The organism is Paenibacillus sp. J22P51 (genome assembly GCF_059692215.1).
On the sequence record NZ_JCAUAZ010000001.1, the window covers coordinates 843,571 to 868,497 of the forward strand.

20 protein-coding genes are annotated in these 24,927 nt (G+C 45.9%); 7 read left to right on the plus strand and 13 right to left on the minus strand.

The genetic code is table 11. From position 1 onward, the window contains the following. Window positions 1–91: 91 nt before the first annotated feature. Window positions 92–1,012: a phosphate ABC transporter substrate-binding protein gene (locus AC58QC_RS03260; RefSeq protein ID WP_497413760.1), complete on the minus strand. Its 921-nt coding sequence runs from the start codon at window positions 1,010–1,012 to the stop codon at window positions 92–94. A gap of 259 nt (window positions 1,013–1,271) precedes the next feature. Between AC58QC_RS03260 and AC58QC_RS03265 the strand changes: the two genes are divergently transcribed. After that, window positions 1,272–3,185 carry a methyl-accepting chemotaxis protein gene (locus AC58QC_RS03265; protein ID WP_497413761.1) on the plus strand — a complete coding sequence of 638 codons (1,914 nt, stop codon included), beginning with the start codon at window positions 1,272–1,274 and terminating at the stop codon, window positions 3,183–3,185. A gap of 359 nt (window positions 3,186–3,544) precedes the next feature. Here AC58QC_RS03265 and motB read toward each other — a convergent pair whose 3' ends face one another. Next, window positions 3,545–4,351, minus strand: coding sequence for a flagellar motor protein MotB (gene motB, locus AC58QC_RS03270; protein WP_497413762.1), 807 nt, complete (start codon window positions 4,349–4,351; stop codon window positions 3,545–3,547). Then, complete coding sequence (gene motA / locus AC58QC_RS03275; RefSeq protein WP_497413763.1) at window positions 4,348–5,145, minus strand: flagellar motor stator protein MotA; 798 nt, start codon at window positions 5,143–5,145, stop codon at window positions 4,348–4,350. Before motA ends, motB begins: the two co-directional genes overlap by 4 nt. A gap of 368 nt (window positions 5,146–5,513) precedes the next feature. Between motA and AC58QC_RS03280 the strand changes: the two genes are divergently transcribed. Next, the gene (locus tag AC58QC_RS03280) at window positions 5,514–6,377 is read left to right on the plus strand and encodes an aldo/keto reductase (RefSeq protein ID WP_497413764.1); all 864 of its coding nucleotides are present in this window, start codon (window positions 5,514–5,516) and stop codon (window positions 6,375–6,377) included. A 77-nt stretch (window positions 6,378–6,454) separates the two neighbouring features. On the opposite strand, the gene AC58QC_RS03285 is transcribed toward AC58QC_RS03280, so the two are convergent. From AC58QC_RS03285 to AC58QC_RS03310, 6 genes are all read right to left on the minus strand, one after another. Beyond that, window positions 6,455–6,952 (minus strand): metallophosphoesterase family protein, encoded by a 498-nt coding sequence (locus AC58QC_RS03285; RefSeq protein WP_497413765.1) that lies wholly within the window; start codon window positions 6,950–6,952, stop codon window positions 6,455–6,457. A 140-nt stretch (window positions 6,953–7,092) separates the two neighbouring features. Continuing rightward, entirely contained in the window at window positions 7,093–7,854 is a 762-nt protein-coding gene (locus tag AC58QC_RS03290) for a DeoR/GlpR family DNA-binding transcription regulator (protein ID WP_497413766.1), read from the minus strand. A gap of 9 nt (window positions 7,855–7,863) precedes the next feature. Next, on the minus strand, window positions 7,864–9,366 hold the full coding sequence (rhaB, locus tag AC58QC_RS03295; protein WP_497414065.1) for a rhamnulokinase: 1,503 nt from the start codon (window positions 9,364–9,366) through the stop codon (window positions 7,864–7,866). Then, window positions 9,360–10,580 (minus strand): L-rhamnose isomerase, encoded by a 1,221-nt coding sequence (rhaI, locus tag AC58QC_RS03300; RefSeq protein WP_497413767.1) that lies wholly within the window; start codon window positions 10,578–10,580, stop codon window positions 9,360–9,362. The genes rhaB and rhaI overlap by 7 nt, the downstream gene beginning before the upstream one ends. A gap of 26 nt (window positions 10,581–10,606) precedes the next feature. Continuing rightward, complete coding sequence (locus tag AC58QC_RS03305) at window positions 10,607–12,676, minus strand: bifunctional aldolase/short-chain dehydrogenase (RefSeq protein WP_497413768.1); 2,070 nt, start codon at window positions 12,674–12,676, stop codon at window positions 10,607–10,609. A gap of 1,156 nt (window positions 12,677–13,832) precedes the next feature. Further along, window positions 13,833–14,462 (minus strand): SLOG family protein, encoded by a 630-nt coding sequence (locus AC58QC_RS03310; RefSeq protein ID WP_497413769.1) that lies wholly within the window; start codon window positions 14,460–14,462, stop codon window positions 13,833–13,835. 206 nt (window positions 14,463–14,668) lie between these two features. On the opposite strand from AC58QC_RS03310, the gene AC58QC_RS03315 reads away from it, so the two are divergent. Continuing rightward, entirely contained in the window at window positions 14,669–15,046 is a 378-nt protein-coding gene (locus AC58QC_RS03315) for a YmaF family protein (RefSeq protein WP_497413770.1), read from the plus strand. A 79-nt stretch (window positions 15,047–15,125) separates the two neighbouring features. Here the strand turns inward: AC58QC_RS03315 and AC58QC_RS03320 are convergent, their stop codons facing one another. Beyond that, window positions 15,126–16,166, minus strand: a complete 1,041-nt coding sequence (locus AC58QC_RS03320) for a dienelactone hydrolase family protein (RefSeq protein WP_497413771.1) — start codon at window positions 16,164–16,166, stop codon at window positions 15,126–15,128. Window positions 16,167–16,187: 21 nt separating this feature from the next. Next, window positions 16,188–17,474 carry a Gfo/Idh/MocA family oxidoreductase gene (locus tag AC58QC_RS03325; protein ID WP_497413772.1) on the minus strand — a complete coding sequence of 429 codons (1,287 nt, stop codon included), beginning with the start codon at window positions 17,472–17,474 and terminating at the stop codon, window positions 16,188–16,190. Window positions 17,475–17,635: 161 nt separating this feature from the next. Between AC58QC_RS03325 and AC58QC_RS03330 the strand changes: the two genes are divergently transcribed. The 4 genes from AC58QC_RS03330 (at window position 17,636) to AC58QC_RS03345 (ending at window position 22,188) form a co-directional block, all read left to right on the plus strand. After that, window positions 17,636–18,457 carry a helix-turn-helix domain-containing protein gene (locus tag AC58QC_RS03330; RefSeq protein WP_497413773.1) on the plus strand — a complete coding sequence of 274 codons (822 nt, stop codon included), beginning with the start codon at window positions 17,636–17,638 and terminating at the stop codon, window positions 18,455–18,457. A gap of 193 nt (window positions 18,458–18,650) precedes the next feature. Further along, the gene (locus AC58QC_RS03335; RefSeq protein ID WP_497413774.1) at window positions 18,651–19,982 is read left to right on the plus strand and encodes a spore germination protein; all 1,332 of its coding nucleotides are present in this window, start codon (window positions 18,651–18,653) and stop codon (window positions 19,980–19,982) included. Further along, the gene (locus tag AC58QC_RS03340; RefSeq protein WP_497413775.1) at window positions 19,979–21,085 is read left to right on the plus strand and encodes a GerAB/ArcD/ProY family transporter; all 1,107 of its coding nucleotides are present in this window, start codon (window positions 19,979–19,981) and stop codon (window positions 21,083–21,085) included. Before AC58QC_RS03335 ends, AC58QC_RS03340 begins: the two co-directional genes overlap by 4 nt. Beyond that, window positions 21,082–22,188, plus strand: coding sequence for a Ger(x)C family spore germination protein (locus AC58QC_RS03345; RefSeq protein WP_497413776.1), 1,107 nt, complete (start codon window positions 21,082–21,084; stop codon window positions 22,186–22,188). Before AC58QC_RS03340 ends, AC58QC_RS03345 begins: the two co-directional genes overlap by 4 nt. Window positions 22,189–22,425: 237 nt before the next feature. On the opposite strand, the gene uxaC is transcribed toward AC58QC_RS03345, so the two are convergent. Both uxaC and AC58QC_RS03355 read right to left on the minus strand, forming a co-directional pair. Then, window positions 22,426–23,826, minus strand: coding sequence for a glucuronate isomerase (uxaC, locus tag AC58QC_RS03350; protein WP_497413777.1), 1,401 nt, complete (start codon window positions 23,824–23,826; stop codon window positions 22,426–22,428). Window positions 23,827–23,950: 124 nt separating this feature from the next. Continuing rightward, window positions 23,951–24,886, minus strand: coding sequence for a VanW family protein (locus tag AC58QC_RS03355; RefSeq protein WP_497413778.1), 936 nt, complete (start codon window positions 24,884–24,886; stop codon window positions 23,951–23,953). Window positions 24,887–24,927 lie beyond the last annotated feature (41 nt).

Genomic DNA, 24,927 nt, shown 5'->3' on the forward strand with positions numbered 1-24,927 from the left:
TAAATGAATTGTTAAGGGAATGTAAAAGTTTTGTTTTTATGAATAGAAAAAGAGCGCTGCATGTTTATGCAGACGCTCCTCGTGTGGATCCTTATTTTTTCAACAAGTCAGCTGGCAAGAACTTCAACTCACGAACTTGCTTCGCTTGGAATTCTTTGCTAGAGATGTATGCGATGAATGCTTTAGCTGGATCTTTTGCTTCACCTTTTGTATACATATGTTCAACACCAAACAATTTGTAAGTGCCGTTCTTGATATTATCCTCAGTGAAAGCTACGCCATCAAGTTTCAATGCTTTTACTGTGTCATCGATATACGGTGTATCCACATAACCGATGGAACCGGATTGACCAACTACTGCTGTTTTCATTGCACCACTGTTTTCTTGTGTAATACCATCTTTTGTAAATTCTTTACCATCAAGAATGATATTCTTTACAAGTGTACGGGAACCCGAGCTATCTGGACGGTGAACAAGGACGATTTTAGCATCATTACCGCCAACTTCTTTCCAGTTCGTGATTTTACCCATGTAGATGTCAGCTGCTTGTTGTTTCGTTACGTTGTCTACTTTCACATCTTTGTTTACGATCAATGCGAAAGGTGCGATAGCTACTTGGTGATCAACAAGACCTTTATCCTTATATTCAGCAGCAGGTTCTACGTCGGAGTTACCGATGTCGGATGTTCCGTCTGCTACGTTCTTAATTCCTGTACCTGAACCACCAGCTGTTACGTTAACCGTTACCTTCGGGTTCTTTTCCATAAACTCTGTTGCTGCTTGCTTAACTAATGGAAGAAGTGCGCTGGATCCAGAAGCTGTTATCGTACCGCTCAATTCTGTTTTAGGAGCATCGCTCGGTTTTGCAGAAGCTGAAGCCGCTGTCGTTGCTGCCGTTGTTGCTGCTGCATTGTTCGTCTCTGTTTTTGCACCGCAACCAACCAAAGTCCCCATCATTAATACCGCGGATAGTGTAAATGTAATTCCTTTTTTCGACATGAAGTTAAACATAGTTAACATGTCCTCCTTTGAATGTATGTTCTGGATTTGGTTAAGTTCGATCCCCATCTTCTTGTGTGTCGAACGACCTTACTTCCATATGGTAACAAGCGAATGTAAAATACAAACCCACGAAACGTTAACGTAATGTAAAACTTTTAATTTACAAATCGTTTACATAGTTCGACGCTTTAGTTAATAGAAGCCCCCTATATTAATAAGTAATTAGACGCATGGTGTCTAAGCTTGTCTATATATAGGAGGAATACATATGGGTAAAATGATGTTGTCCAACTTCTCTATGCGTGCAAAATTAATCGCAAGCTTCAGCGGCGTGCTGATCATTTTCTTGGCCGTGGCCCTGTTCAATCTACATCAGGTGACGCAAATTAAGCAGCATATGACCAATCAGAACGATAAAGTAGATCTGAAGGTCATGGCCCTAGAGCTTAAGAATATGGTTCAGGAAATGAACATCATTGCTTCTGGACTTGAGATTTCCAAGAAACCGGAATTCATCGAGAAGTACAATAGTAAACGACAGCCCTACAATGATTTCATTCACAAGATCGGCAATACGGCTAGCACCCCTGATCAACAAAAGTGGCGAAGCCAATTAATTCAAGCCTCCGTTGATTACATTAACAATTTCGATACTGCGGCCAAAATGGTTCAGGATCCAAATATGAAAGCAACCGATCTCCAGATCAATCTGTTGTACTTATATAGTGAATCCCAAGAGTTGAAAGATAACATCTTTGGATTAGTTGATAAGTTTTATATCACTTATGCGGATGGTGCAGCCCAGGCTATTGCCAGCTCCTCCAAGGCACTCAATGATAGCCGTACGATTATGTTGGTTGCTTCTGCCTTCGTCTTTTTCCTTACTATGGCCATTGCATTTCTTATAATTACATCGTTTACGCGTCCGATATCTGTTCTGCAAAAAGCAGTCGCACGCATTGCTGCCGGTGATTTGACCCACACCATTAACTCCACCGCCAAAGATGAACTGGGGCAGTTAAGCAACAGCTTCGACCAAATGATTAAGCAAGTTCGTCTCATGCTTGGCGCTACCAAGGGCATCGCTTCTTCTTTATCGGCTCACTCCCATGAGTTTCATCGCTTCTCGCAGCTGACAGCTTCAGCGAATACAGACATCCTCAAGGCGATCCATGAGATTTCCACAGGCGCCGATGAGCAAGCGATGAAAACAGAGATCAGCTCGATACTCATTGCCGAGCTGGAAGCGGAGATCCGCGACATCAGCGCGTATACCAATGAAATGAAACGCAGCAGTGACGAAGCTGCAGTCGGTACACAGCAAGGCACCGCATCGGTGCAGGCGCTGAAAGCATCGACAGCAGAGTCGCAGCTCCTGCTGCAGAAGGTGGACGCGGCGATGCAGACGCTCAGCGCCAGCTCGAAGCAGATCGGCGCCATCGTGCGCTCGATCATGGAAATTTCAACGCAGACGAATGTGCTTGCGTTGAATGCCGCGATCGAAGCGGCCAGAGCCGGCGTGCATGGCCGCGGCTTCTCCGTGATCGCGGACGAAGTGCGCGATCTGTCCCTGCAAACGAACGGATCGTCGAAGACGATCAGTGGAATCATTGGGACGCTGCAAGCTCAGATTCAAGAGCTGCAGCTTTCCTTGAGCGATGCGCGTGAATCTGCGCTGACGCAGAGCAGCCACGTGGAGGAAACATTCGGCTCCTTCAATAGAATTGAGAAGTCGACGTTAGTCATCCGAGAGCAGATTGTGCAGATTCATCAGAAAATCGAGCAAGCCCAATCGAAAAACGACCACCTCGTCGATTCCGTTCAGTTTGTTGCCGCCATTGCGCAGGAAACTGCTGCTGGCGTTGAAGAGGTCAATTCGACCAGCATCCAACAGGACGCTTCGATTCGACGTATTGCCGAAGAATCGGATGATATTCTTGAGCTTGCTCGGCAGCTATTTGCAGAAATTAGTAAGTTCCAAATTACCGAAGCCGACATTGAGGATGAGGTTATACATAGCGATATAGTTGGAGAGAACGTCGTGGAACAAGTTGCTGCCATTGAAGAGGAAATGAGCTTAGAGCCCGCTTTCGAACACCGTGATCAAACAACACGTCATGAAATCAAGAAAGAGAAATTGGAAGTGCTTATAGAGAAGAAAGAGTTGGTTGGGATCAAATAACGAATGCAAACAACTAACTCCGGTCGGATTCCTCCCCCAGCACTCATTAGTCCGAAATTGTCTAATTAATCTCACTGTCCGCGTCATTAATTCTTAGTTAGTCCTAAATAGCCCAACTAAATCAACCCAAACAACCCTCACGCAAGGAAAATGGGTAGATAAATCGGCAGAATCTGACTATTGGTCCTTTTTAAAAAGGAATCCTCGTTTATATTCGGAAATATCGGACTAACGCAGCTTTCAGCGAAGGCTAAAGTTACTGAAGAAGGCAGCAGAGCAGACCAAAAACAAAGGAGCTAAGCGTTTTTAAGCCGCTTAGCTCCTTTGCTTTCAATAATTTCTGTCGATCGAAGATCTCTTTATTTCGCTATCTCATCTGTTGCCTTGATGTTGCGAAGGATGCTCACTTCAACTCGACGGTTCTTCGCTCTGCCATCCGTCGTCGTATTCTCAGAAATAGGACGATACTCGCCATACCCCACGGAGGAATAAGACGCAGGCTGAATCTTCGTGTTGATGAGTAATATTTTCATAAAATTCACGGCACGCTTGGCGCTTAAATCCCAGTTTGTTTCAAAATCCGCCCTATGAATCGGAATATTATCGGTATGGCCAGCCACCTCAACTTGATAGCCAGGATATTGCCCCAATAAATTCGATATCGATTCGGCAAGCATTTGGGACTCTTGCTTAATTGTAGCCGAACCCGAATCGAATAGCGCACGATCACTAATCGTGATGGTTAGCTTCTCATTATCCAGCTTGGTTGTCAGCTGCTCATTCAACTTATTTTCTTTAATATAAGCATCCATGCTCATCTTCAATTCTGTTAGATCCTTTTCTTCCTTCTGAAGCTTAGCCGCTAACCCACTTTCGGTCTTACTCTCTTCTTTGCTAGGTGGACTCTGGCTCTTTTCCGTATTTTTCGAAGTATTCGCCGTGTCGTTAATGGGGATTAAATTCGACATCGCGAAGGGTGCTTCGCCACCAGTGAAAGCACTGTTTAATGAGCGCATGATCGTGTCATATTTCTTCTGATCAACCTGTGTTGAAGCAAATAGAATAATAAAAAGGGCAAGTAGTAAAGTTAATAAATCCGCATAGGGAATGAGCCAGGTTTCATCGATATGTTCTTCATGATCCTCATGCTTCTTTTTTTTACTCACCGTACGGATGCCCCCCCCTCCGCTCCTTCTTCAAAGGACTCACGTTCTTTATTCGGAACGAAAATCATCATTTTTTGCTTCACGGAATTCGCAGAAACGCCAGATTGAATGGAAAGCAAGCCCTCAACCACCATAAGCTTGATTTCAACCTCTTTCTTGGACTTCTGCTTGAGCTTGTTTGCAAAGGGGTGGAACACAACATAACCTAAGAAAATGCCGAACATGGTGGCAACGAACGCCGCTGAGATCAAGTGTCCTAATTTCTCAATTTCACTCAAGTTACCAAGAGCCGCAATAAGTCCGACTACGGCACCTAGTACTCCAAGTGTTGGCGCGTATGTTCCTGCTTGTGAAAAAATACTAGCAAATTTCTTATGTCTGGTTTCCATTTCCGCAATATCCTCAAGAAGAACATCCCGTACGAAATCAGGGTCATTGCCATCGATAATCAGACGCATGCCGCTTTTCATAAAAGGATCCGAAAGCTCTTCCGCTTGCTTCTCTAGGGACAGCAACCCCTCGCGGCGCGTAATGCTCACCCAATTTATGAACATCTCAATCAACTCTTTTTTGGGCACATGATTCTGTTCAGTGAAAATTATTTTTATTAAGCTAGGTATTTTCTTAATCTCTTCGAGTGCAAAAGCATTGAACAACGCCGCTGCTGTTCCACCGAAAATAATTAAAGCTGCCGCTGGATTCAATAAGGCCGCTAGACTTGCCCCTTTTAGTACCATGCCAACACCGATCGATACTGCCGCCAACACAACACCAATGATTGTTGATTTCTCCATCCTTCAAGCACCTCTTTACGTGTAATCTACTTGTCATTCGTTATGTACAAGAACTTGTTCAATCAAGCTTTTCGACAATAAATGAGTTCTATATTCATAATAAGTTTATTTGGGCGCTACCACAATCCTTTTTCATTAAAAAAAGTAGGACTAAAGTCCCTGTTGTTCATAAATTCGATCAAATTTGGTCGAATATTGACAATTCCCTCTATCTATAAAGTTACATGTCGATGGCAGCTATTCCTGCTTAATTCGCTCTCTCTTCGGAAATCAATTCTTGCGTGGTAAAATTGGTATGTCTTGGTATTCAATTAGGGAACGATAGGACAGAATAACATCAACATGCCATTGTAGGAGGAATGATTGAATTGGAGAAAAGACCTTTTGGCCGGACGGGTGCACATTTCCCACTTTTAAGCTTTGGCGCTCAGCGTATTGTGGATGAACATAACTGCACGGAGGAACAAGCGATTCAAATTGTGAACCGTGCGATTGATGAGGGAATTACTTATTTTGATACAGCGCCTAGCTACTCAAAAGGGCAATCCGAAGAACGTCTCGGTAAAGCATTAGCGCTGCATAAACGCAGGGATGAGGTTTGGATTGCGACGAAAACAAATGACCGCACCCGAGACGGTTCCTTACGACTACTTGAAGCTAGTCTGAAGCGTCTGCAGACGGATCATGTAGAGGAGTGGCGCCTGCATAATATTATGAAAATGGAAGAGCTGGAGCAGTGTTTCGCCAAAGGCGGTGCTCTTGAAGCCCTGATTGAGGCGAAGGAACAAGGCATGATCAAGCATATCTCGATCAGTGGTCATACGAATCCCCAGGTCCAAGTTGAGGCTATTGATCGCTATCCGTTCGATAGTGCGCTCGTCGCACTCTCTGCTGCTGATCACCTCGTATATAGCTTCGCTCATGAATTTCTGCCGAAGGCCAATGAGAAAGGCATCGCCATCATCGGGATGAAGGTCATGGCGCTCGGTAAATTAGCACCTTGGTACGAAAAAGCTCTCCGTTACACACTATCCTTGCCAATCTCAACTGCTATTGTTGGCATGGAGTCTATGGAACAGCTCGAACAGAATCTAGCCATTGCTAAAAATTTTACACCTATGACCGATCTGGAGCAGCTCGAATTTCTCAAGGAAATCATGCATCTTGCGAACCCGGATGTTCTCAAATGGAAAACCACGGATTGGGTTTCCGGCGAGTGGTATGTGCGGTAGAAACTGTGAAAGCCCAATAAGCTCAGATGAGCCTATCGGGCTTTTGTTTTACTGGGTAACCAACGCGTCACAATAGACTATTGTTTAGAATCGAAAAAGAAATGCTCAGCCTTCCATTGCTCCCCTAATTGGAGAATGCCATACGAGTAGCGAGGCTGTCTTCTTTTATCCGTAGGTGAACCTGGATTGAACATGATCGTCCCTTGAACATTTTGTAGAAACGGGATATGCGAGTGTCCAAAAATGACCATATCAGGCCGCTCAGCTTCGAATGACTCACGCGCTCTTACTTCTGTCGTTTTCCGGAAGCCATCCCCATGGATAAGTCCTACGCGGAAATTACCTAAGGTTAATAGTTTCTTCTTCCCAAACCTCTCCACAATGTCTTCACCATCGTTATTACCAGCCACGGACTCACACGGCGCAATTTGCTCGACAAGCTCAATGACATGCTTACTCACCCAATCACCTGCATGAATAATAAGATCGACACCTTGTAATCCCGCTATAAGAGCATCGGGCAGCTTCTGTGCATGGTAAGATAAATGAGTATCTGCTATAACACCTATTCGCATCGCCATTTACTCCTTCTAACATCAATTAGTCGTTAAGGATATACTAGTCATGAAAAAGTAGGAATGCAAATAAGTTATTGGGATCAGTGAGTCAACATACAAACAGCCGCCCCAACGTGGGACGGCTGTTGCCATTTATATTAATCCAACTGACGCACTTGCACACCTTTATCACGAATGCGCTCCAGCGCATCCTTACTTGTCATGCGATCCGTAATGACATGTTGAATATCAGACCAACCTGCCACTTGCGTTAAAGCTTGCGTGCCGAATTTACTATGGTCAGCCAGCAGATAGGTCTCGTCTGCGATACTGATCATTTTGCGCTTAATCAATGCTTGAAGCTCATTCGATTCGCTGATCCCACGCTGCACGTGAACCCCTTTGCATGAGAGGAATAGCTTATGCGCATGGTACATATCCAAGGATCTCTCCGATAAAGGACCCACGTAGGATAAAGACTTCGGAGAAAGCAAGCCGCCCGTGGAGATGACTTGAATCTTCTCTTTGCCGCTTACCTCAAGTGCAACCTTCATCGAGTTGGTGATGATGGTAATTGCCATATCTGGAATCATTTTCGCCATATACCAAGCCGTGGTACTCGCGTCGAGAATGATGCGGTCCCCCTCCTGAATATGTGAAACAGCTTCCTTCGCAATGCTGTTCTTGAAATCCGCGTGAGCCGTCTCCCGTTCCATGAAAGGAACTTCGGTCTGCGCTTCCTTCACGCTCACCGCACCGCCATGGCTGCGCATGAGCTTGCCTTCGGCTTCTAAGCGATCCAAGTCACGTCGAATCGTTTCTTCCGTAACCTGACACAACTCGCTTAGCTCGGTCACCCGAATGCTTCCTCTTTCATTCACCAATTGAACGATTCTCTGCCATCTTTCCGCTACCAGCATCGTTACCCCTCATTTCACCGTCGATCGGGAGGCCACCTGACAAAACACTGCATACGCTGCCTGCCAACCCGCGCCATCCTCTGGACGATACGTTTTGACCGGGAACGAATTCCGAATCAGCTTCCTGGCTTCGCGCAAATTCGCGATATACCCTAGTGCTATCCATTGTACTACAAGGTTTCCTAAGGCACTACCCTCTACTGGACCCGCCCACACCTCACGCTGTGTCGCATTTGATGTAAATTGGCAAAGCAGCTCGTTCTGAATTCCACCGCCAACGATGTGAAGACCGCGATACGTTTTGCCTGAAAGCTGCTCCGTACGCTCCAAAATAAAGCGGTATTTCAGCGCTAAGCTTTCCATTATGCAGCGCACAATCTCACCATCGGTTTGAGGCACAGTCTGCTGGGTGTCACGACAGTATTGCTGGATCTGCTTCGGCATATGAGCAGGATTTAGGAACATATCGTCATCCGGATCGATGAAGAATTGGAATGGCTTTACGGCTTCCGCTTGTTTAACAAGCTCAGCAAAACTGGCCGTTTTACCCTCTTTTTCCCATGCACGTTTGCATTCCTGAATTAGCCATAGCCCCATGATGTTCTTTAATAAGCGATTCGTGCCGTACACGCCGCCTTCATTCGTGAAATTCCAGGCTAACGCTTGTTCAGTGAGATCAGGTGCACTCGTCTCTGTGCCTAACAATGACCACGTTCCACAGCTGAGGAATGCGAAGTCATCATCAAGAGCAGGAACGGCTACGACTGCGGAGGCTGTATCATGCTCGCCAACAGCGATAACCGGTATGGAAGGAACATCCAGTTCTTCACAGACGGCTGGGCTCAATGAACCTACTCGTGTTCCTGAAGCAACAGGATTCAAGAAGATCTGTTCCGGAAGCCCAAGCTGTTCGAGCAGTGATGTGTCCCACGTTAAGCTTGTTGCATTAAACAACTGCGTTGTTGTGGCGTTGGTATATTCGCTATGCTTTTCACCCGTTAGGAAGTAACGCAGCAGGTCCGGAATCATCAGAAATGTAGCTGCTCGGTTCAGCAATTCGGGATTGTTTTGCTTAATGGCATAGAGTTGAAAAATGGAGTTGAATTGCAAAAATTGCAGCCCGGTTGCGGCATACAGCTTTTCACGACCAACGATATCCATAACATGCCCCATGATGCCGTCTGTTTGATGATCACGATAGTGGTAGGGATTTCCCAACAGCTCGCCGCCCGTAGCAAGCAACCCGAAATCAACCGCCCACGAATCAATAGCTAAGCTTTCAATATTCGAATAGCCCAAATGCTTTGTTTGTAAAATGCCTTGCTTCAGCTCATGAAGCAACCGTAAAATGTCCCAGTGAAGGTGGTTACCCACCCTCACCGGATCATTCGAAAAGCGATGAATTTCCTCGATCGTGATCCGGCCCGCTTCAGAATCAAGACGTCCGACGATCGCTCTGCCGCTGCTTGCTCCCAAATCGAAGGCTAGAACTGTCGATGGTGTACTCACCAGCTTGCACCGCCCTTGCCACGCGCATTAATTTTCTCGTCGTAGCCGCTTTCTAAGTAAGCTTTCATTGGGTCGGTTGCCACTCCCATGTCCTCACGAACCGCTTGAAGTAGAGGCGTTACATCGAATTCAAATGCTTTACGAACCGCATCCTCTGCGCCCAAAACATCTTGATTCTCTTGCGCTGTTCTAACTTCTTCAAGGTTAATCAGCAAAGCTTTTGCATACTGGGTTTGTACGTTAAGTACAGAACGCAGCATCGCTGGGATTTTACGCTCAATGTTATGACTCTGGTCGATCATATAAGCAATATTGTCAGCAGCCTGACGAATTCGTGGGTTCTTGTCATTCGCTGCATCAATGATTTGGTAGAAAATCAAGAACAATTCATACGGATTCACAGATCCAACGATCAGATCATCATCTCCGTATTTACGGGAGTTGAAGTGGAAGCCGCCTAATTTATTTTCATCCAACAAGTACGTCACGATGTGCTCAATGTTCGTTCCTTGCGGGTGATGTCCTGTATCAACAAGCACTTCTGCTTGCGGACCCAATTTGTTAGCCAAATTGAATGCCATGCCCCAGTCAGCAAGATCTGTGTGATAGAACGCTGGCTCATAGAACTTGTATTCGATCAACATACGCATGCTAGGTGTCATTGCATTGTACATTTCTTTCAGTGACTCGTACATCCATGCTTTACGCGCGCGGATATCCACTTGACCTGGGTAGTTGGAGCCATCTGCAAACCACAAGCTCAACACGTCAGAGCCCACAGTTTTGGCAATGTCCACGCACTCTAACAGGTGGTCCGTCGCTTTGCGGCGAATCGCTGCGTTCGAGTTCGTAACACTTCCGAAGATGTAATCATCTTCTTGGAAAAGGTTCGGGTTTACCGCACCGATGGATACACCTAGATCAGAAGCATGCTGCTTCAGCTTTGCGTAGTCATCCACTTTATCCCACGGGATGTGGATCGCAACCGACGGGCAAACACCCGTCAGCTTGTGCACTTGTGCCGCATCTTCGAATTTCTCGAAGGGATTACGCGGCACTCCTGTTTGTTTGTAGACTTTGAAGCGCGTCCCTGAATCCCCGTAGCCCCATGAAGGCGTCTCAACTTTCAGGGCTTTCAGCTTCGCTTTTACAGCTGCAATATCAATGCCTCTGAGGGCTTGTTGCTCTTCGAACAACGCGTAGGCTTTATCGCTCATTGGTTTGTTGCCTCCTAGTAGATGAATTAGCGTGTGAAGGCAGCTGGTACGCCACCATCAACAGTGATCATGCAACCTGTTGTTTTAGCTGCTTTGGATGATGCGAAGTATACGATAGCTTCTGCCACATCTTTCGGGAAAATGTTAACGAGCAGCGTCGTTCTCTTACGGTAGTGCTCTTCCAGTTGATCTGGTTCAATTCCGTAAGCTGCAGCACGCTCATTGCGCCAGTTGGAGTTCCAAATCGCGGAGCCTTGAAGAATCGCATCTGGCAATACGGAGTTCACGCGAATTCCGAATTCGCCGCCTTCTGCCGCGATGCAACGAGCCAAGTGAATCTCTGCCGCTTTTGCAGTGGAGTAGGCCGAAGCATTTTTACCAGCAAATACGGAGTTCTTGGAGCCTACGAATACCATGCTGCCGCCGATTGTTTGCTTTTTCATAATTTTAAACGCTTCTCTTGCTACAAGGAAATACCCTGTGCTAAGCACGTTCATGTTCAGGTTCCACTCTTTAAGGGATGTTTCGTCAAAAGGACTGGAAGTCGCAAGACCTGCGTTATTTACGATAATATCGATCCCGCCGTAGCTAAGAATGGATTCACGGAACGCTGCTTCTACTTCTTCTTCTTTCGTTACGTCCATGCGAACAGCAATCGCTCTGTTTTCGCCGTATTGTTCGTTCAATTCAGTTGCAAGCTTCTGTGCACCTTCCAGGTTCAGGTCAGCCAATACAACATGCGCGCCATCTTTGAGGAATTGACGAGCCGTGACGCTTCCTATTCCGCCAGCTCCACCAGTGATGAAAGCAATTTGGCGGGAGAATTCAGCTTCTGCAGGAGCCAATGTTAATTTATAAAGTTCAAGAGGCCAGTACTCAACGTTATAAGATTCATTTTCGCTTAGGGATACGAACGTTCCAAGCGCTGTAGCGCCTCTCATAACGGAAATCGCACGGTGGTAAAGTGCGCCGCTTACTTGCGCCATTGCCCAGCTTTTGCCTGTGTTGATCATCCCGATACCAGGAATAAGAATAACACGAGGAGCTGCTTCATTGATAACGTCGCCTTCATTTTTGTTACGGTTAAAATAAGCTTTGTACTCTTCTTTGTACTCTTCGATGCCTGCTTTAAGTGCTTCAGTTAAGGAAGCCGCGTCACCCGTTGTAGGGTTCCAATCAATATATAAAGGCTTCATTTTCGTATGAACAAGGTGATCCGGACAAGCTGCACCAACTTGAGAAAGAACAGCAGCTTCGCGGCTATTTACAAATTGAAGTACATCGTCTGCACTGTCAATTGTGAGGATCATTTTCTTTTCGTTGCTTACTGCACCGCGTACGATCGGCAGAACTTGAGCCAATAGCTCGTTGCGAGCTTCGACGCTAAGCGTTTCGAATTTGGAACCGCCATATAGATTCTCTTCGTTCACACGAGCTTCGATGAAGCTTTCTGCTTCATTAATGATCGCAAGTGTTTTGAGGTAGCTCTCTTCGGACGTTTCGCCCCAAGTCACTAGACCATGTTTCTCCATAAGAACAAGCTCTGCTTTTGGATTGTTGCGAACGCCTTCAGCGATCATTTTGGAAAGTGTAAAACCAGGACGAACATAAGGTACCCACACGAAACGGTCGCCGTAAATCTCTTTCGCAAGCTCACGTCCGTTGTGTGCGCAGCAAAGTGCGATAATCGCATCTGGATGCGTGTGGTCAACGTTTTTGAATGGTAAGAACGCATGTAAAAGCGTCTCAATGGAAGCACGTGGATGTTTGCTGTCGATCATACAGTTTGCAAGGTAAGCAACCATTTCTTCATCGGACATTTCGTCACGCTCGATTAATGGACGAATATCTTCCATGCGAAGACCTGTGAAATTCTTTGCTTTCATCGTAGCAAGGTCAGAACCGCTTCCTTTCACATACATAACCTCTACATCGCGGCCACGGAAATCCTTCTCAATCGTTTTGTAAGAAGTGTTACCGCCACCCCAGTTAGCAACTGCACGGTCCGTTCCTAGTAGATTAGAACGATATACAAGCTCTTCTACACCTTTTGAGACTGCATTCGCTTTTGATGCTTCCCATAAATTCGCAACCATAATTTCAGTACCCTCCTAAGTTTAACATCCCATGATTATGTGTTTGTTTTTGATGGTTTCATCGTAACACATCTTTGTTTGTTTTTGAATCATTATTTTTGTCTTTGTTTTATATGAAATAGAATCAGTTCGTTTCGCGTGTCGTATATAAAAGAAAGGAGTATTGATGAGTCGAATCTGTTCCGTTATTGTTTTGATTGTGTTTCTTTTTGTTTTTCTTCCTTTTCTTTTTTGAATCAGTAAACAGACTAACTTCACTCTTATCGCCACGGTCGCACATGAGTTAGTCGATATTATCGACTAACTCCACTCCTACTGCCTCTCTCGCACATGAATTAGTCGATTTTATCGACTAACTTGACTCATACTGCCACGCTTGCACATGAGTTAGTCGATTTTATCGACTAACTCCACTCATACTGCCTCTCTCGCACATGAGTTAGTCGATTTTATCGACTAACTCCACTCATACTGCTCCTCTCGCACATGAGTTAGTCGATTTTATCGACTAACTCCACTCCTACTGCCTCTCTCACACATGAATTAGTCGATTTTATCGACTAACTTGACTCATACTGCCACGCTTGCACATGAGTTAGTCGATTTTATCGACTAACTCCACTCATACTACCTCTCTCGCACATGAATTAGTCGATTTTATCGACTAACTCCACTCATACTGCCTCTCTCGCACATGAGTTAGTCGATTTTATCGACTAACTGGACTCATACTGCCTCTCTCGCACACGAGTTAGTCGATTTTATCGACTAACTTGACTCATACTGCCACTCTCGCACATGAGTTAGTCGATTTTATCGACTAACTCCACTCCTACTGCCTCTCTCGCACATGAATTAGTCGATTTAATTAGTCGATTTTATCGACTAACTTGACTCATACTGCCTCTCTCGCACATGAGTTAGTCGATTTTATCGACTAACTCCACTCCTACTGCCTCTCTCACACATGAATTAGTCGATTTTATCGACTAACTCCACTCCTACTGCCACGCTAGCACATGAATTAGTCGATTTTATCGACTAACTTGACTCCTACTGCCTCTCTTGCACATAAGTTAGTCGATTTTATCGACTAACTACTAAAAATAAAAAGACGTTCGTCAGATCAATTGACCTGACGAACGTCCCATTCGCGTTAAATATCATCATCGAAATGCCATTTATCTCTGCCACTACCGCTCGATTCTCCAGTCATGTCATCCTGCATATCGCCAGCGTAATCTCCCTGCTCATCTTCGGCTACATTTTGCAAATCAAAGGCATTGATCGTCATGATCGGATACACATGATGCGCCGCGATTTGAGCTGCCTGCAGCTTCATAAACTTCGGTGAGCCTTCTGTCTCTTCGTCATAGACAAGCAGGATACCGTCCGAATTACGGAGTAGAAACTTGTCTCGTTCTTTGAACTGCCAGGGCCCCTCGTATTTGGTCTTCGTTATGCTGTTCACGTAATTGGCGCGCTGCATGACGCTAGAATAGCAGCCCTTCTTATCATCGCTCCACTTCTCTTCCTGCTCCAGAAATGGCGTGATCACAGCCAGTTTCAGCTCAGGATGGGTGCTCTCCCTCAGATCAAGCACGGCCTCTGCCGCCCATAGTTCAACGCCCCATTGACCACTTACAACAACCCATTCAAGTCCGTCATCCAACAAGGCGATGAGTCGTTTTTGAATCGCTTTTTTTATAATCGGAATGCCAGGATGCTTCAATGAGAAAATACCCAACTCATTCGCTTTGTACCCTGTAATTAGTACTCGTTTCAAGAAACTCACCCCCTTGTTGATCATCCTAACAGGTTAGCATAGTTGGATCTAATTAGGAAGAACTGCTAAATATGCCTTTAACATAATGACTATCAAATCTTGAAAAAGACGCACTCATTTTAACTTCACTCTAGCCATACGACCAAGCCAGTCCACTCTGAATTGCATACTATAATATCATCTCTTCTAGAAAGGATGATAGAATAATGGCAAGAATGAAACAAGGATCAGGCGGGTCCGTACAATTCAGACATCGAATGGAGGGCTTGACGTCACGTGTTCAGAATCATCGGCATTCATTCGGCAATTTATCAGATATTGTTATCCCTGAGGATGGCAGACATCGTCACACATTCCAAGGTATCACGACAACAGCTGACGGACATCGTCATTCGTATTCCGGTCGCACAGGCCTCAACATCGGTGTAGGGCCAAACCATTTTCATCGTTTTCAAATTTTAACAAATATCGCAAATGGGCATCGCCACATCATTTCCGGCAGAACAACAGGTGTCATTCGTCTAGGTGTCGTGGTTGGGCACAAATTGATCATTGAGAGTATCGTTCGTCAGCATGTGAAGTAAATTCGGCACCCTAGCTACCCACATACATCTTAGCGCGAAAAATAAAAGACTACTGAGTGATCTCAGTAGTCTTTTCATTTCAAGCTTCTTTTTCCATTTCCCCTTTTAAAACCTCAACCAACCATGGATATGCCTGACTCCCGTTAACCTCATGAACACCCTCATAGAGATGAACGCCTATTCGTTCACTAACACCAGCCTCCGCGTAAACGCGTTCCAAATAGGAAACGGCTGCTTCCACTGTTTCAATGGGGAAGATCGGATCCTGTCTACCCGAAGCAATAAACACAGGGCGAGGGGCAAGCAAGCCGATTAATTCAGGAAGCTCCGCAAAGTCGAGCACACCTGGCACATAGTTATCGATGCAATGCCGAATCCCCATGATGCTGCCTTTGAATGTATTCGTGAATGCACATAATACCGTAGCCTGAATACGTTCATCAACAGCAGCGGTATAAGCAGCAAGAAGTCCGCCTCCAGAGAAGCCGAAACAACCGATACGACTAGCATCAATATCCTCGCGTGACGCCATGTAATCCAATGCCCGAATAGCTTCTTGTACGCGCAGTCCAGCCAGGGAGATGCCATATAGCAAAAGATGAGAAGCCAGCGTCTGGCATGAAGAATTGCCGACCTGCCCATCTCGTTGGTCAGCTTCCAATCGCCGATCACCGAATCCAAGGACTTCGGGAACGACGACCACGAAGCCGCGTCTTACCATCTCTAAGGCATAGTTTCCGTGAAGATCCGGTTCCCCTGTATGCTCAGTTCCATCTGCGTTCAAACCAACGATCTGTCTACTCCCAAAGCCATGTCCATGCAGAGCCAGCACGGCTGCAGACTTTGTAGACAAGCCCTTAGGCAGCAGCACATAACAGGGAACTCGAAACCCCCATAGGGTGCCGAATTCAATTCGTTCACGGATATGATCTTCGAGCTCCACACGTTCAAGAAGAACAGGACGAAGCTCGTCCTGTCCTTCCATCGGCACCGATAAAGTGCTCGCCAAACGCTTTTTCAATTGTTCCTTCGTGAATTCGGCCCATTCAGCACGCTGCTGCACACGTTTCAATTCGAAGGTACGATATAGATTTTCCATGCTGGCGTCTGGATTCCACATACTTCTACCCTCCGTCAAATATTAAAATTTAACGAGCTTATCAACGGCAACTGGCTGCCCTGTTCGAAGTGAAATATTGCCAGCAATACCAGTTAGAATGGACATCGCCCCATCCACGTGTGAAGCCGCACGATTGAAACGATCATCGGATGGCTTATCGAAGATATCTTTCAACAACACAGGATCTCCGCCGCCGTGGCCGCCAACCCCTTCTTCAAGCTCTACTTGATAAGGTGCTGCGAACATCGGGAATACGGTAATCGTTTTCGATTGCAACGCACCCTCATCCGCCTTGTCTCCGCCAGAATTCACGTAAGACTTCTCGACAACTTTCATTTCAATTCGGCCTTTGCTTCCATTGATATTCACATTGAAGCCTTCCCACGGTAAATACGCATTCAAGGAATAAGTTAGAATGGCTTTATTTTTATAACGCACCATCACACCCATTGTATCTTCAATCGAGATTCCGTCACCAAAAACACTTTGATCACGTTGATATCCATCTTCATGCTCAGCATCCAAATATAATCCTTTCAGATTCGGATTGCTATCTAAATGCAAGGCAAAAGGATCCTCTTTGGCATACGCATTCCCAGTTGCACGTTGGTAAAACTTCGTTTCTCCGCGCTTCTCGGCATTCGCTTTCCCGTAGAACATCAAGTCTCCCATGGCAAAAACTGTTTCCGGCTGTGTCCCTAACCAGAAGTTGACGAGATCAAAATGGTGAGTTGACTTATGCACGAGCAAGCCGCCGCCATTGCGTTTGTCGCGATGCCATCTGCGGAAATAATCTGCGCCATGCTCCGTATTCAGCAACCACTCAAAATGTACGGAATGAACATCGCCAATCGTTCCATCCATAATTAACTCACGAATTTTCGTATTGTGCGGCGCATAACGGTAGTTAAAGGTCACGCGAAGCTGACGACCTGTCCGTTTGATGGCATCGAGAATTTCTTGGCATTTCTCTTCATCAACCGTCATCGGCTTCTCTGAAATAACATCACAGCCGAGCTCCATCGCTTTGATAATGTACGTATGATGCGTACGGTCAACCGTTGTTACAATAATCGCGTCCGGCTTCTCTTGACGAATCATTTCTTCGAATTGGTCAGCCTTATACGTAGGAACAGCATGATATTCATACTTCTTAGCAAGCAAATCATTCGTAAAATTCATGCGTGTTTGATTAATATCACAAATCGCAACTAGCTCTGATGTATCTCGAAAATCCTTTACCATGGAACCATAGAAGAATTCAGCGCGTCCGCCAGTACCTACAATCGCATAACGTGTTTTTTTCATTTGTCAATAAGCCCCTCTCGATTACAAACCTTAACATCTCATATTGCAAGATTAATACAATATTTGTTGTGTTTCTAATCAAATATTACTTAATCACTTTATTTCCTTGCATATATTGCTGTAAAATAGAGAGAAGATTGAGAATTAGAGAGGTGTCCAGGTTGATTCAGTACGAGATTGAAAGACTGCGCAGAGAGCAAACCTTCTCTATGACAGTGAATCATTTTCATGACCATTACGAAATTTATTATTTACTCAGCGGTAAACGCCACTATTTCATTCAAGACCGCTCCTTTTCCATGCAAGAGGGTGATCTTGTTTTTATTGATAAAAATAAGCTTCACAAAACGCTCGATGCTAACGCTCTTCCACACGAACGCATCTTAGTGAGCTTCAACGACGCCTGGATAAGTACGATGGGGAAAGATGCGCATGCGCTTCTACTGACTCCTTTTCGGCAAAAACAGATTATCTTCTCACTATCAGGGGCGAATCGGACGCTCGTCGAGAACCTGCTATTTAGCTTATTGCGCGAAAAACAGCAAGAACAGAGCGGCTGGGAGCTCAATAGTAAAGCGCTGCTTACGCAATTGCTCGTCTTCTGCACGCGGCTGATTGATCAGCAAAGCCCATCGGAGGAGCACCCACAGGCTCATAATCCCAAAATTTTTGAGATTGCCACCTTCATCAATGAACATTTCCAAGAGCGACTCAACTTAGCGTCCATTTCAGAGAAATTCCATATAAGTCCCAGTTATTTCTGTCGTTCCTTCAAGGAAACGACCGGCTTCTCCTTCGTTGAATATTTGAACAACGTCCGTATTCGTGAAGCACAACGGCTGCTGAGGGAGACGAAGCTGAAGGTCATTCACATTTCCGAGCAAGCTGGGTTTGATAATGTCGCTCACTTTGGGCGGGTTTTCAAGCAAGTTACTTCGCAAACTCCATTGGAATGCCGGAAGATGATGCATCTCGGGCTGTAACCATTTTCCGATACGCCGTCGGCGTCATCTGTTTGAGCGACTTGAACGTCTTGAAGGCAGCTAGCGACAGATATCTGGTTCAGATTAAACCCTTGATGATCATCAAGGGTTTTTTTCGTTTTAGCAGCGTACGCCTCTCAGTGAATGAATTCCTAAATTCTGGTCATCATAAGCCAAGAAGGAGGGACAAATAATGCCAACCGTTGATATCGCTTCGATTCAAGAAGCCCTATGTCATACCGACGATTTTATCGTTCGAGAGCTGAATATGGGCGAAGACAAAGCCGTGCTTCTCTATTTGGAAACGATGTGCGACAAGGCAAAAATTGAACTTAGCCTTCTTAAGCAGTTGCAGCGTGAATCCAATGATGGGCAAGTAGCAATGCGCATGGAAGAACTGCTGACCGCTGCTAAAGTACAGCCCTGCCTCTCGGTGCAAGATGCTGTTGACGCTCTGCTCGAAGGCAGCGCCATAATCTGCAGCGAAGCAGCGGGTCTCTGCTACAGCTTCGATGTCAGTCAGCAAAACAGCCGCTCCCCAGAGGAGCCAGAGAATGAGCGCTCCTTAGCGGGCAATCGAGACGGTTTCGTTGAGCATTTGCAGACAAATCTGAATCTGATTCGTAAACATCTGTCCACTGGTGAACTCAGAGTGCGCTATTTCAAGCTGGGCACGAACGCCAAGCGTCTAGTCGCTATGGTATGGTTGGATGGAACAGCCGATACAGGGATTGTAAATATCGCAGCTAACCGTATATCATCAATGTCATCATCCCACGACTTGCACCCCGGCCTTATTCGGAAGAATCTGCGGGAAAGCAAGTATTCCCTCTTTCCGCAAACCCTCAGTACGGAACGCGTCGATTTTGCGGCCGCTCTGCTGGCCCGCGGAAGAATCTGCGTGCTTTGCGACCGAAGCAGTACATGCCTTATTCTGCCCGTTTCTTTCTATACGTTCATGTTGACGCCGGACGATCTTATACAAGGCAATTTGCCCTCGTTATTGATGAGGATGGTCAGAGTAGTTGGGTTGCTGTTCGGCCTAATTCTGCCAAGTCTTTATATCACGATTGTCGGCTTCAATTATGAAGTCCTTCCGTTCTCCATGGTTAACACCATCAAGAGCTCCCTGGAAAACGTACCCTACCCCCCGATAGTTGAAGTCTTACTCATGATTATAATTTTCCAGCTCATTGCCGAGGCCACTCTCCGTCTGCCCTCGACGCTTGCCCAGATGACAGGTATCGTCGGCGGTATCACCATCAGTGAGGCACTCGTCCAAATTGGTTTCGTGTCCAACATCCTCATTGTTATCATCGCGCTTACGACGATTGCGAAGTTTGTGGTTCCATCGACGGAGTTACGCTCCTCAACGACGATAATGCAGTTCGCGCTTATTATCGGGGCAACAATCATGGGCTTTTACGGTATTATGTTCGTGTTTGTCATCATCCTCATCCACTTCCTTGCCCTGGAACCATACGGCGTCCCGTACAGCTTGCCGGTCAGGAGCATCAAACGATGAAGACTGTGAATATACCCATCGGTCCCATTCAGTTGTTCTGCCTGCTGTTCCAAACGCAATTCGGTCTTGGGGTCTTATCTCTCCCGCATGCGGTTAACGCCGATGCCGGGCCAGACGGCTGGATTGCCTGCCTGTTCGGCGGCCTGTTGAATACCATTCTATTGATCCTGGTCTGGATGCTTAGCGAGCAAGACAGGAGCAAAACCGTGTTCCAGATGCTATTACAGCGGCTCGGTCCGTACTTAGGACGCTTATTCATTCTGGCGTTTGCCGTCTATTCGTTTACCATATGTTATGAAGCCCTTGCGAGTTGGGTTTTTATAACGCATTTATGGGCTTACGAGAAAACTCCAGCTTGGATGATTGCGCTGCTGCTCATAGGCGGATGCACCTATCTCGTTTCCAATCCGCTACGTGTTTTCGCCCGCTTCGCCGTGTTCGCCACAGCGATCGTTCCATTGTTCATCGGGCTGATCTGCTATACGCTCAAGGATGCCGATTTGCACTTTGTGATGCCTCTATTTTCTTCCGGCTTAGTAAAAATCGGCTACAGCACTTGGCATAGTATGATATCGTTTATAGGCTTAGAAATTCTTATGGTTCTTTCGCCTTGTTTTCAGATGCCGTCTAAATCCGTCTTGCGTACTGCAATTTTCTGCAATATCACAATCACAGCCATCTATATGCTCTGCGTGTTCTCTTCGACGGTCATCTTCAATTCCGAAATGATCAGTTTCATCCGACATCCGCTGCTGTTTCAGTTCAAAACGATATCGTTTAAGCTCATCGAGCGAACGGATATCATCGTGATGGCTGTTTGGATCCTGTTTATTATCACTACATTATCTACATATCTGTTACTGTTCGTGTCCTCGGTGACTGCCATCGCAAGTCCCAAGAAGGGAATCAAACTTCCGGCGCTGCTCGTGAGCGCGCTTGTCTTGATCGTGCTTGGCCAACGGGAGCTGGATATCTCGCAAATATCCCGCTTCCAAAGCTTCGTCTCCCTTTATGGGCCAGTAGCGGCATTAGGGATCCCGGCAATGATGTTGATGATGATCTACCTTAAAAGATGGCTATCAGGGGGGAAAGTTCGAACATGAAGCCGTACATAGTAAGCTTGCTCCTGGTTCTCCTCCTTCCAGGGTTGACCGGGTGCTGGGACCAACGTGAATTGAAGGAAATACGGACCGAGGATGCAGAAGCCTTCGACTTGCTCGAAAACGGCAAGATTCTGTTTTCTATATCCCTTCCGAGCATTAAGTTAAAGAAACAAGCCCAATCCGAAGTCATTGTGCCAATCATCGGCGCTGAAGGAAGGACGATCAACGAGGCTTACATGGAAATTAAGAAAACGGCTTCCCAAAATCTGGATTTCGGGAAAACACGCCTCATACTCATCAACAAACGATTGGCACGAAAAAGCTTGTATCCCGCGCTGGAGTCGTATTACCGAGAAGCCCATAGTCCGATCAATGTCAAACTGGCCATCGTGGATGATTCCGCAAGCAAGTTGCTGCAGTTGAAAGCGGAGGATCGCTTGATGGTCAGTGAGTATCTTTACGAATTGCTAAAGAGCGGCGAAGATAACGGACTGATTCCGAAAGCCTCTCCCTATTTAATTTATTCGATGTTAACGAATCACGGTACCGACGCTACGATTCCGATCGTCAATCCTAAGGGCGCAGATCGGGCTAAAATAACGGGACTCGCGCTATTCCACAACAAGCAGATGACCGGCGAGCTTGACAGCAAAGCATCCATGCTCTTCATCATGCTTTCGAAATCCAAACCTGATTACTTTACCATCACCGAGAAGGACACTTCTTCCAACATGTATGTTTCGCTGTTCATGAACCGAGACGGCGACCGTAAAATTGCTGTCACAAACGACAATGGCTCCGTCAGGGCGGTTATAAGCGCCGACTTCACTTGTGACCTAGTAGAAGTGCCCGATACTATTCACGTCGATGATGAAATGCTGAAGAAGCTCAGCTCACAATTGGAGCAAAAGATGAACGAAAGGGCGAAGGAAGTCATTAAGGCGCTGCAACAAGCCACTTGCGATGCCTTAGGTATTGGGTTGGAAGTAAAAGCGCATCATTATCGCTATTGGAAAACAATTCAATGGGACGAGGTCTATCCCGAAATGTCCATCGAACCCAAAATTACCATAAACATCGTCAAAAGAGGCCTCTTGGAGTAAGGCAAAACCGCATAATGAGAAAGAGAACTATAGCTCAATAACAATAGGCTAGGCTACCGAGATGCTCGGTAGCCTATTAAAGTATCGGGCACGGTTTCGTGAAACAGATTCCGATGGAGCTTTCTCACTCCACCAACTTCATTTTCACGCCCGTCCCTCTCCTTCCTCCCGCCGTGATCACTTACACCAAATAAAAAAACCTCCATGCAAGCTCACGCTCGCATGAAGGTCCTCAAATTAAAATCCAAAATATTGCTTCGCATTGTTGTATGAAATGCCTTGAACCAACTGCTTCAGCAGCTGCTCATCATTCGGGAACTCGCCCGCTTCTACCCACTCACCGAACATATTACATAGAATGCGGCGGAAATACTCATGACGCGTGTAAGACAAGAAGCTGCGCGAATCTGTCAGCATCCCCACAAAACGGCCGAGCAAACCAAAGTTGCCTAGCGATTTCATTTGGGATACCATGCCATCCCGCGTATCATTGAACCACCATGCAGCGCCTAGCTGGATTTTGCCAGGAATGCCGTCACCTTGGAAGCTGCCCATCAAGGAAGCGAGAATTTCGTTATCACGCGCGTTCAACGAGTAGAGAATTGTGCGCGGCAACGAATCCGCTACAGCCAATGATGACAATAAGCCTGTCAACGCGCTAGCCACTGGGCTGTCACCGATAGAGTCAAAGCCAGTATCCGGTCCTAGTTTAGCAAATGCCTGTCCATTATTGTTTCTCGACGCATTAATGTGGTACTGCATCGCCCAATCCAATTTCTTATAGATGCCGCCAAGGAATAAGAGCGTGAACGCTTTGTATTTCTTTTCGTCTTCTAAGCTAACCGGCTGACCAGCAAGTCCTGCAGCGAAGATAGCGTCAACTTCTACTTTCGTCGCAACAGCGAAAGGCACATAATCCAACGCGTGGTCAGAGACTTTACAACCTACGGAATCAAAGAAGACAGCGCGGCTTTCCAAACCAGCTAACAGATCATCGTATGTACGAATCGCTGTACCTGTAGCTGCTTCCAATTGCGCAATCCAAGGAAGGAAGGTAGCACGATTAATTTCCAGCGCCTTATCTGGACGGTAAGATGGCAGCACTTGCGTATCAAAACCTTCAATGTCTTTAATTTTGATATGATATTCCAAAGAATCCACGGGATCGTCTGTCGTACAAATGACCGTTACTTTGGAATTTGTGATCAGGTCTCTAGCACGTGATCCACCTTCAGCTAGCTTCGCGTTCACTTTTTCCCAAATCGCTGGGGCATTCTGCTCATTAATAATATCGTATACGCCGAAATACGTTTGAAGCTCCATGTGGGACCAGTGGTACAATGGATTCCCGATCGCCATTGGAACCGTTGAAGCCCAAGCTACGAAACGGTCATAATCACTAGCTTCACCAGTAACCTTGGACTCGTCTACTCCGTTGGCACGCATCATGCGCCATTTGTAATGATCACCATATAACCAAGCTTCAGTTATGTTATTAAACTGCTTATTTTCATAAATTTCCTTAGGACTTAAGTGGCAGTGATAGTCAATAATCGGTAGGTCTTTGGCATATTCATGAAAAAGATGTACAGCAGTTTCATTGTTAAGTAAGAAATTCTCGTCTAAAAACGTTTTCATAAAGCGATTTCCACCCTTCTCAAGCTGAATGATCTGCCCTCTATATTAGCAAAAAATCAGCTCAGAAATCTTGCGATTTCGTGCTTTAATTTCAATAAATATGCATATATTGACATCACAAGCACTAAGGGTGTTCTTTTCCTACATCTGAATCCGTTTGAATTTCCTCCGGAATGGCAACCGCTGCACCAGGCACATGGCGCGCTTTGAAATTAACAAGCTCTGATGACGAAATACTAATTTGGACCCGTCCAGGCAGCGTGTGCGCTCGAATTAAGATAGGCTGATTATAGTCGTTTCTGAAACTAAAATCGGGCCCTCCCCAATTAACTGTGGCATCTCTTCCCGGCGGCACATAGGGCACCGATCGACTATGCGAGTATCTTTCAATAATGGTGAGACCAGCACGGTCTACAGCATTAAACAAGGTTGAGGATATTTGGCAGATACCTCCGCCTATCCCTTCAGAGAATTCACCTCTCACGATAACTTTCGCTGACATATACCCCCTGCTCGGCGTTCGAACACCAACAACTTTATTAAAGGAGAACGTCTCATTCGGTTGCACAACATAGTTGTTAATGGCTTGTGATGCTAATTTGAGATTTGTAACACGGTGACTATTGCGCGAATTAAAATAGGTAACATAATAGCCGATTGGACGAACACGTATGCTTGCAAGCAGCTCACTATCCACTTTGGGATACATGGTCTGAAGCGGCAGCTCCACCTTCATCGGTCCTTCTTCATAGAATTGCGCATAAAATTGATTGAGAAAAGCACGACGATTCAGTCTAACGCCTGCGACCTCTTTTACAATTCCCCCACCGTCATTAATACTGGCATTGATCGGCTTTCGATAAATCGATTTGTCAATCTGCTCGGCAAGGCGGTCTAGTTTCTGAGCGTCAACCATCGGCACATCTAGATGATGCAGGGTGTACGGCTCTCGCTGAATCTGGGCCATCCTCTGATGACCATCCGAGTTTTCTGTTAGTTGAAAAGGTATTTCTTTGGGCTGGGCAAGCAGCAGCAGACCCAATAACCATTCATAACGCATGAACGCAATTCACCTCCTGCCTTAGTGTAAACAAATGTAAA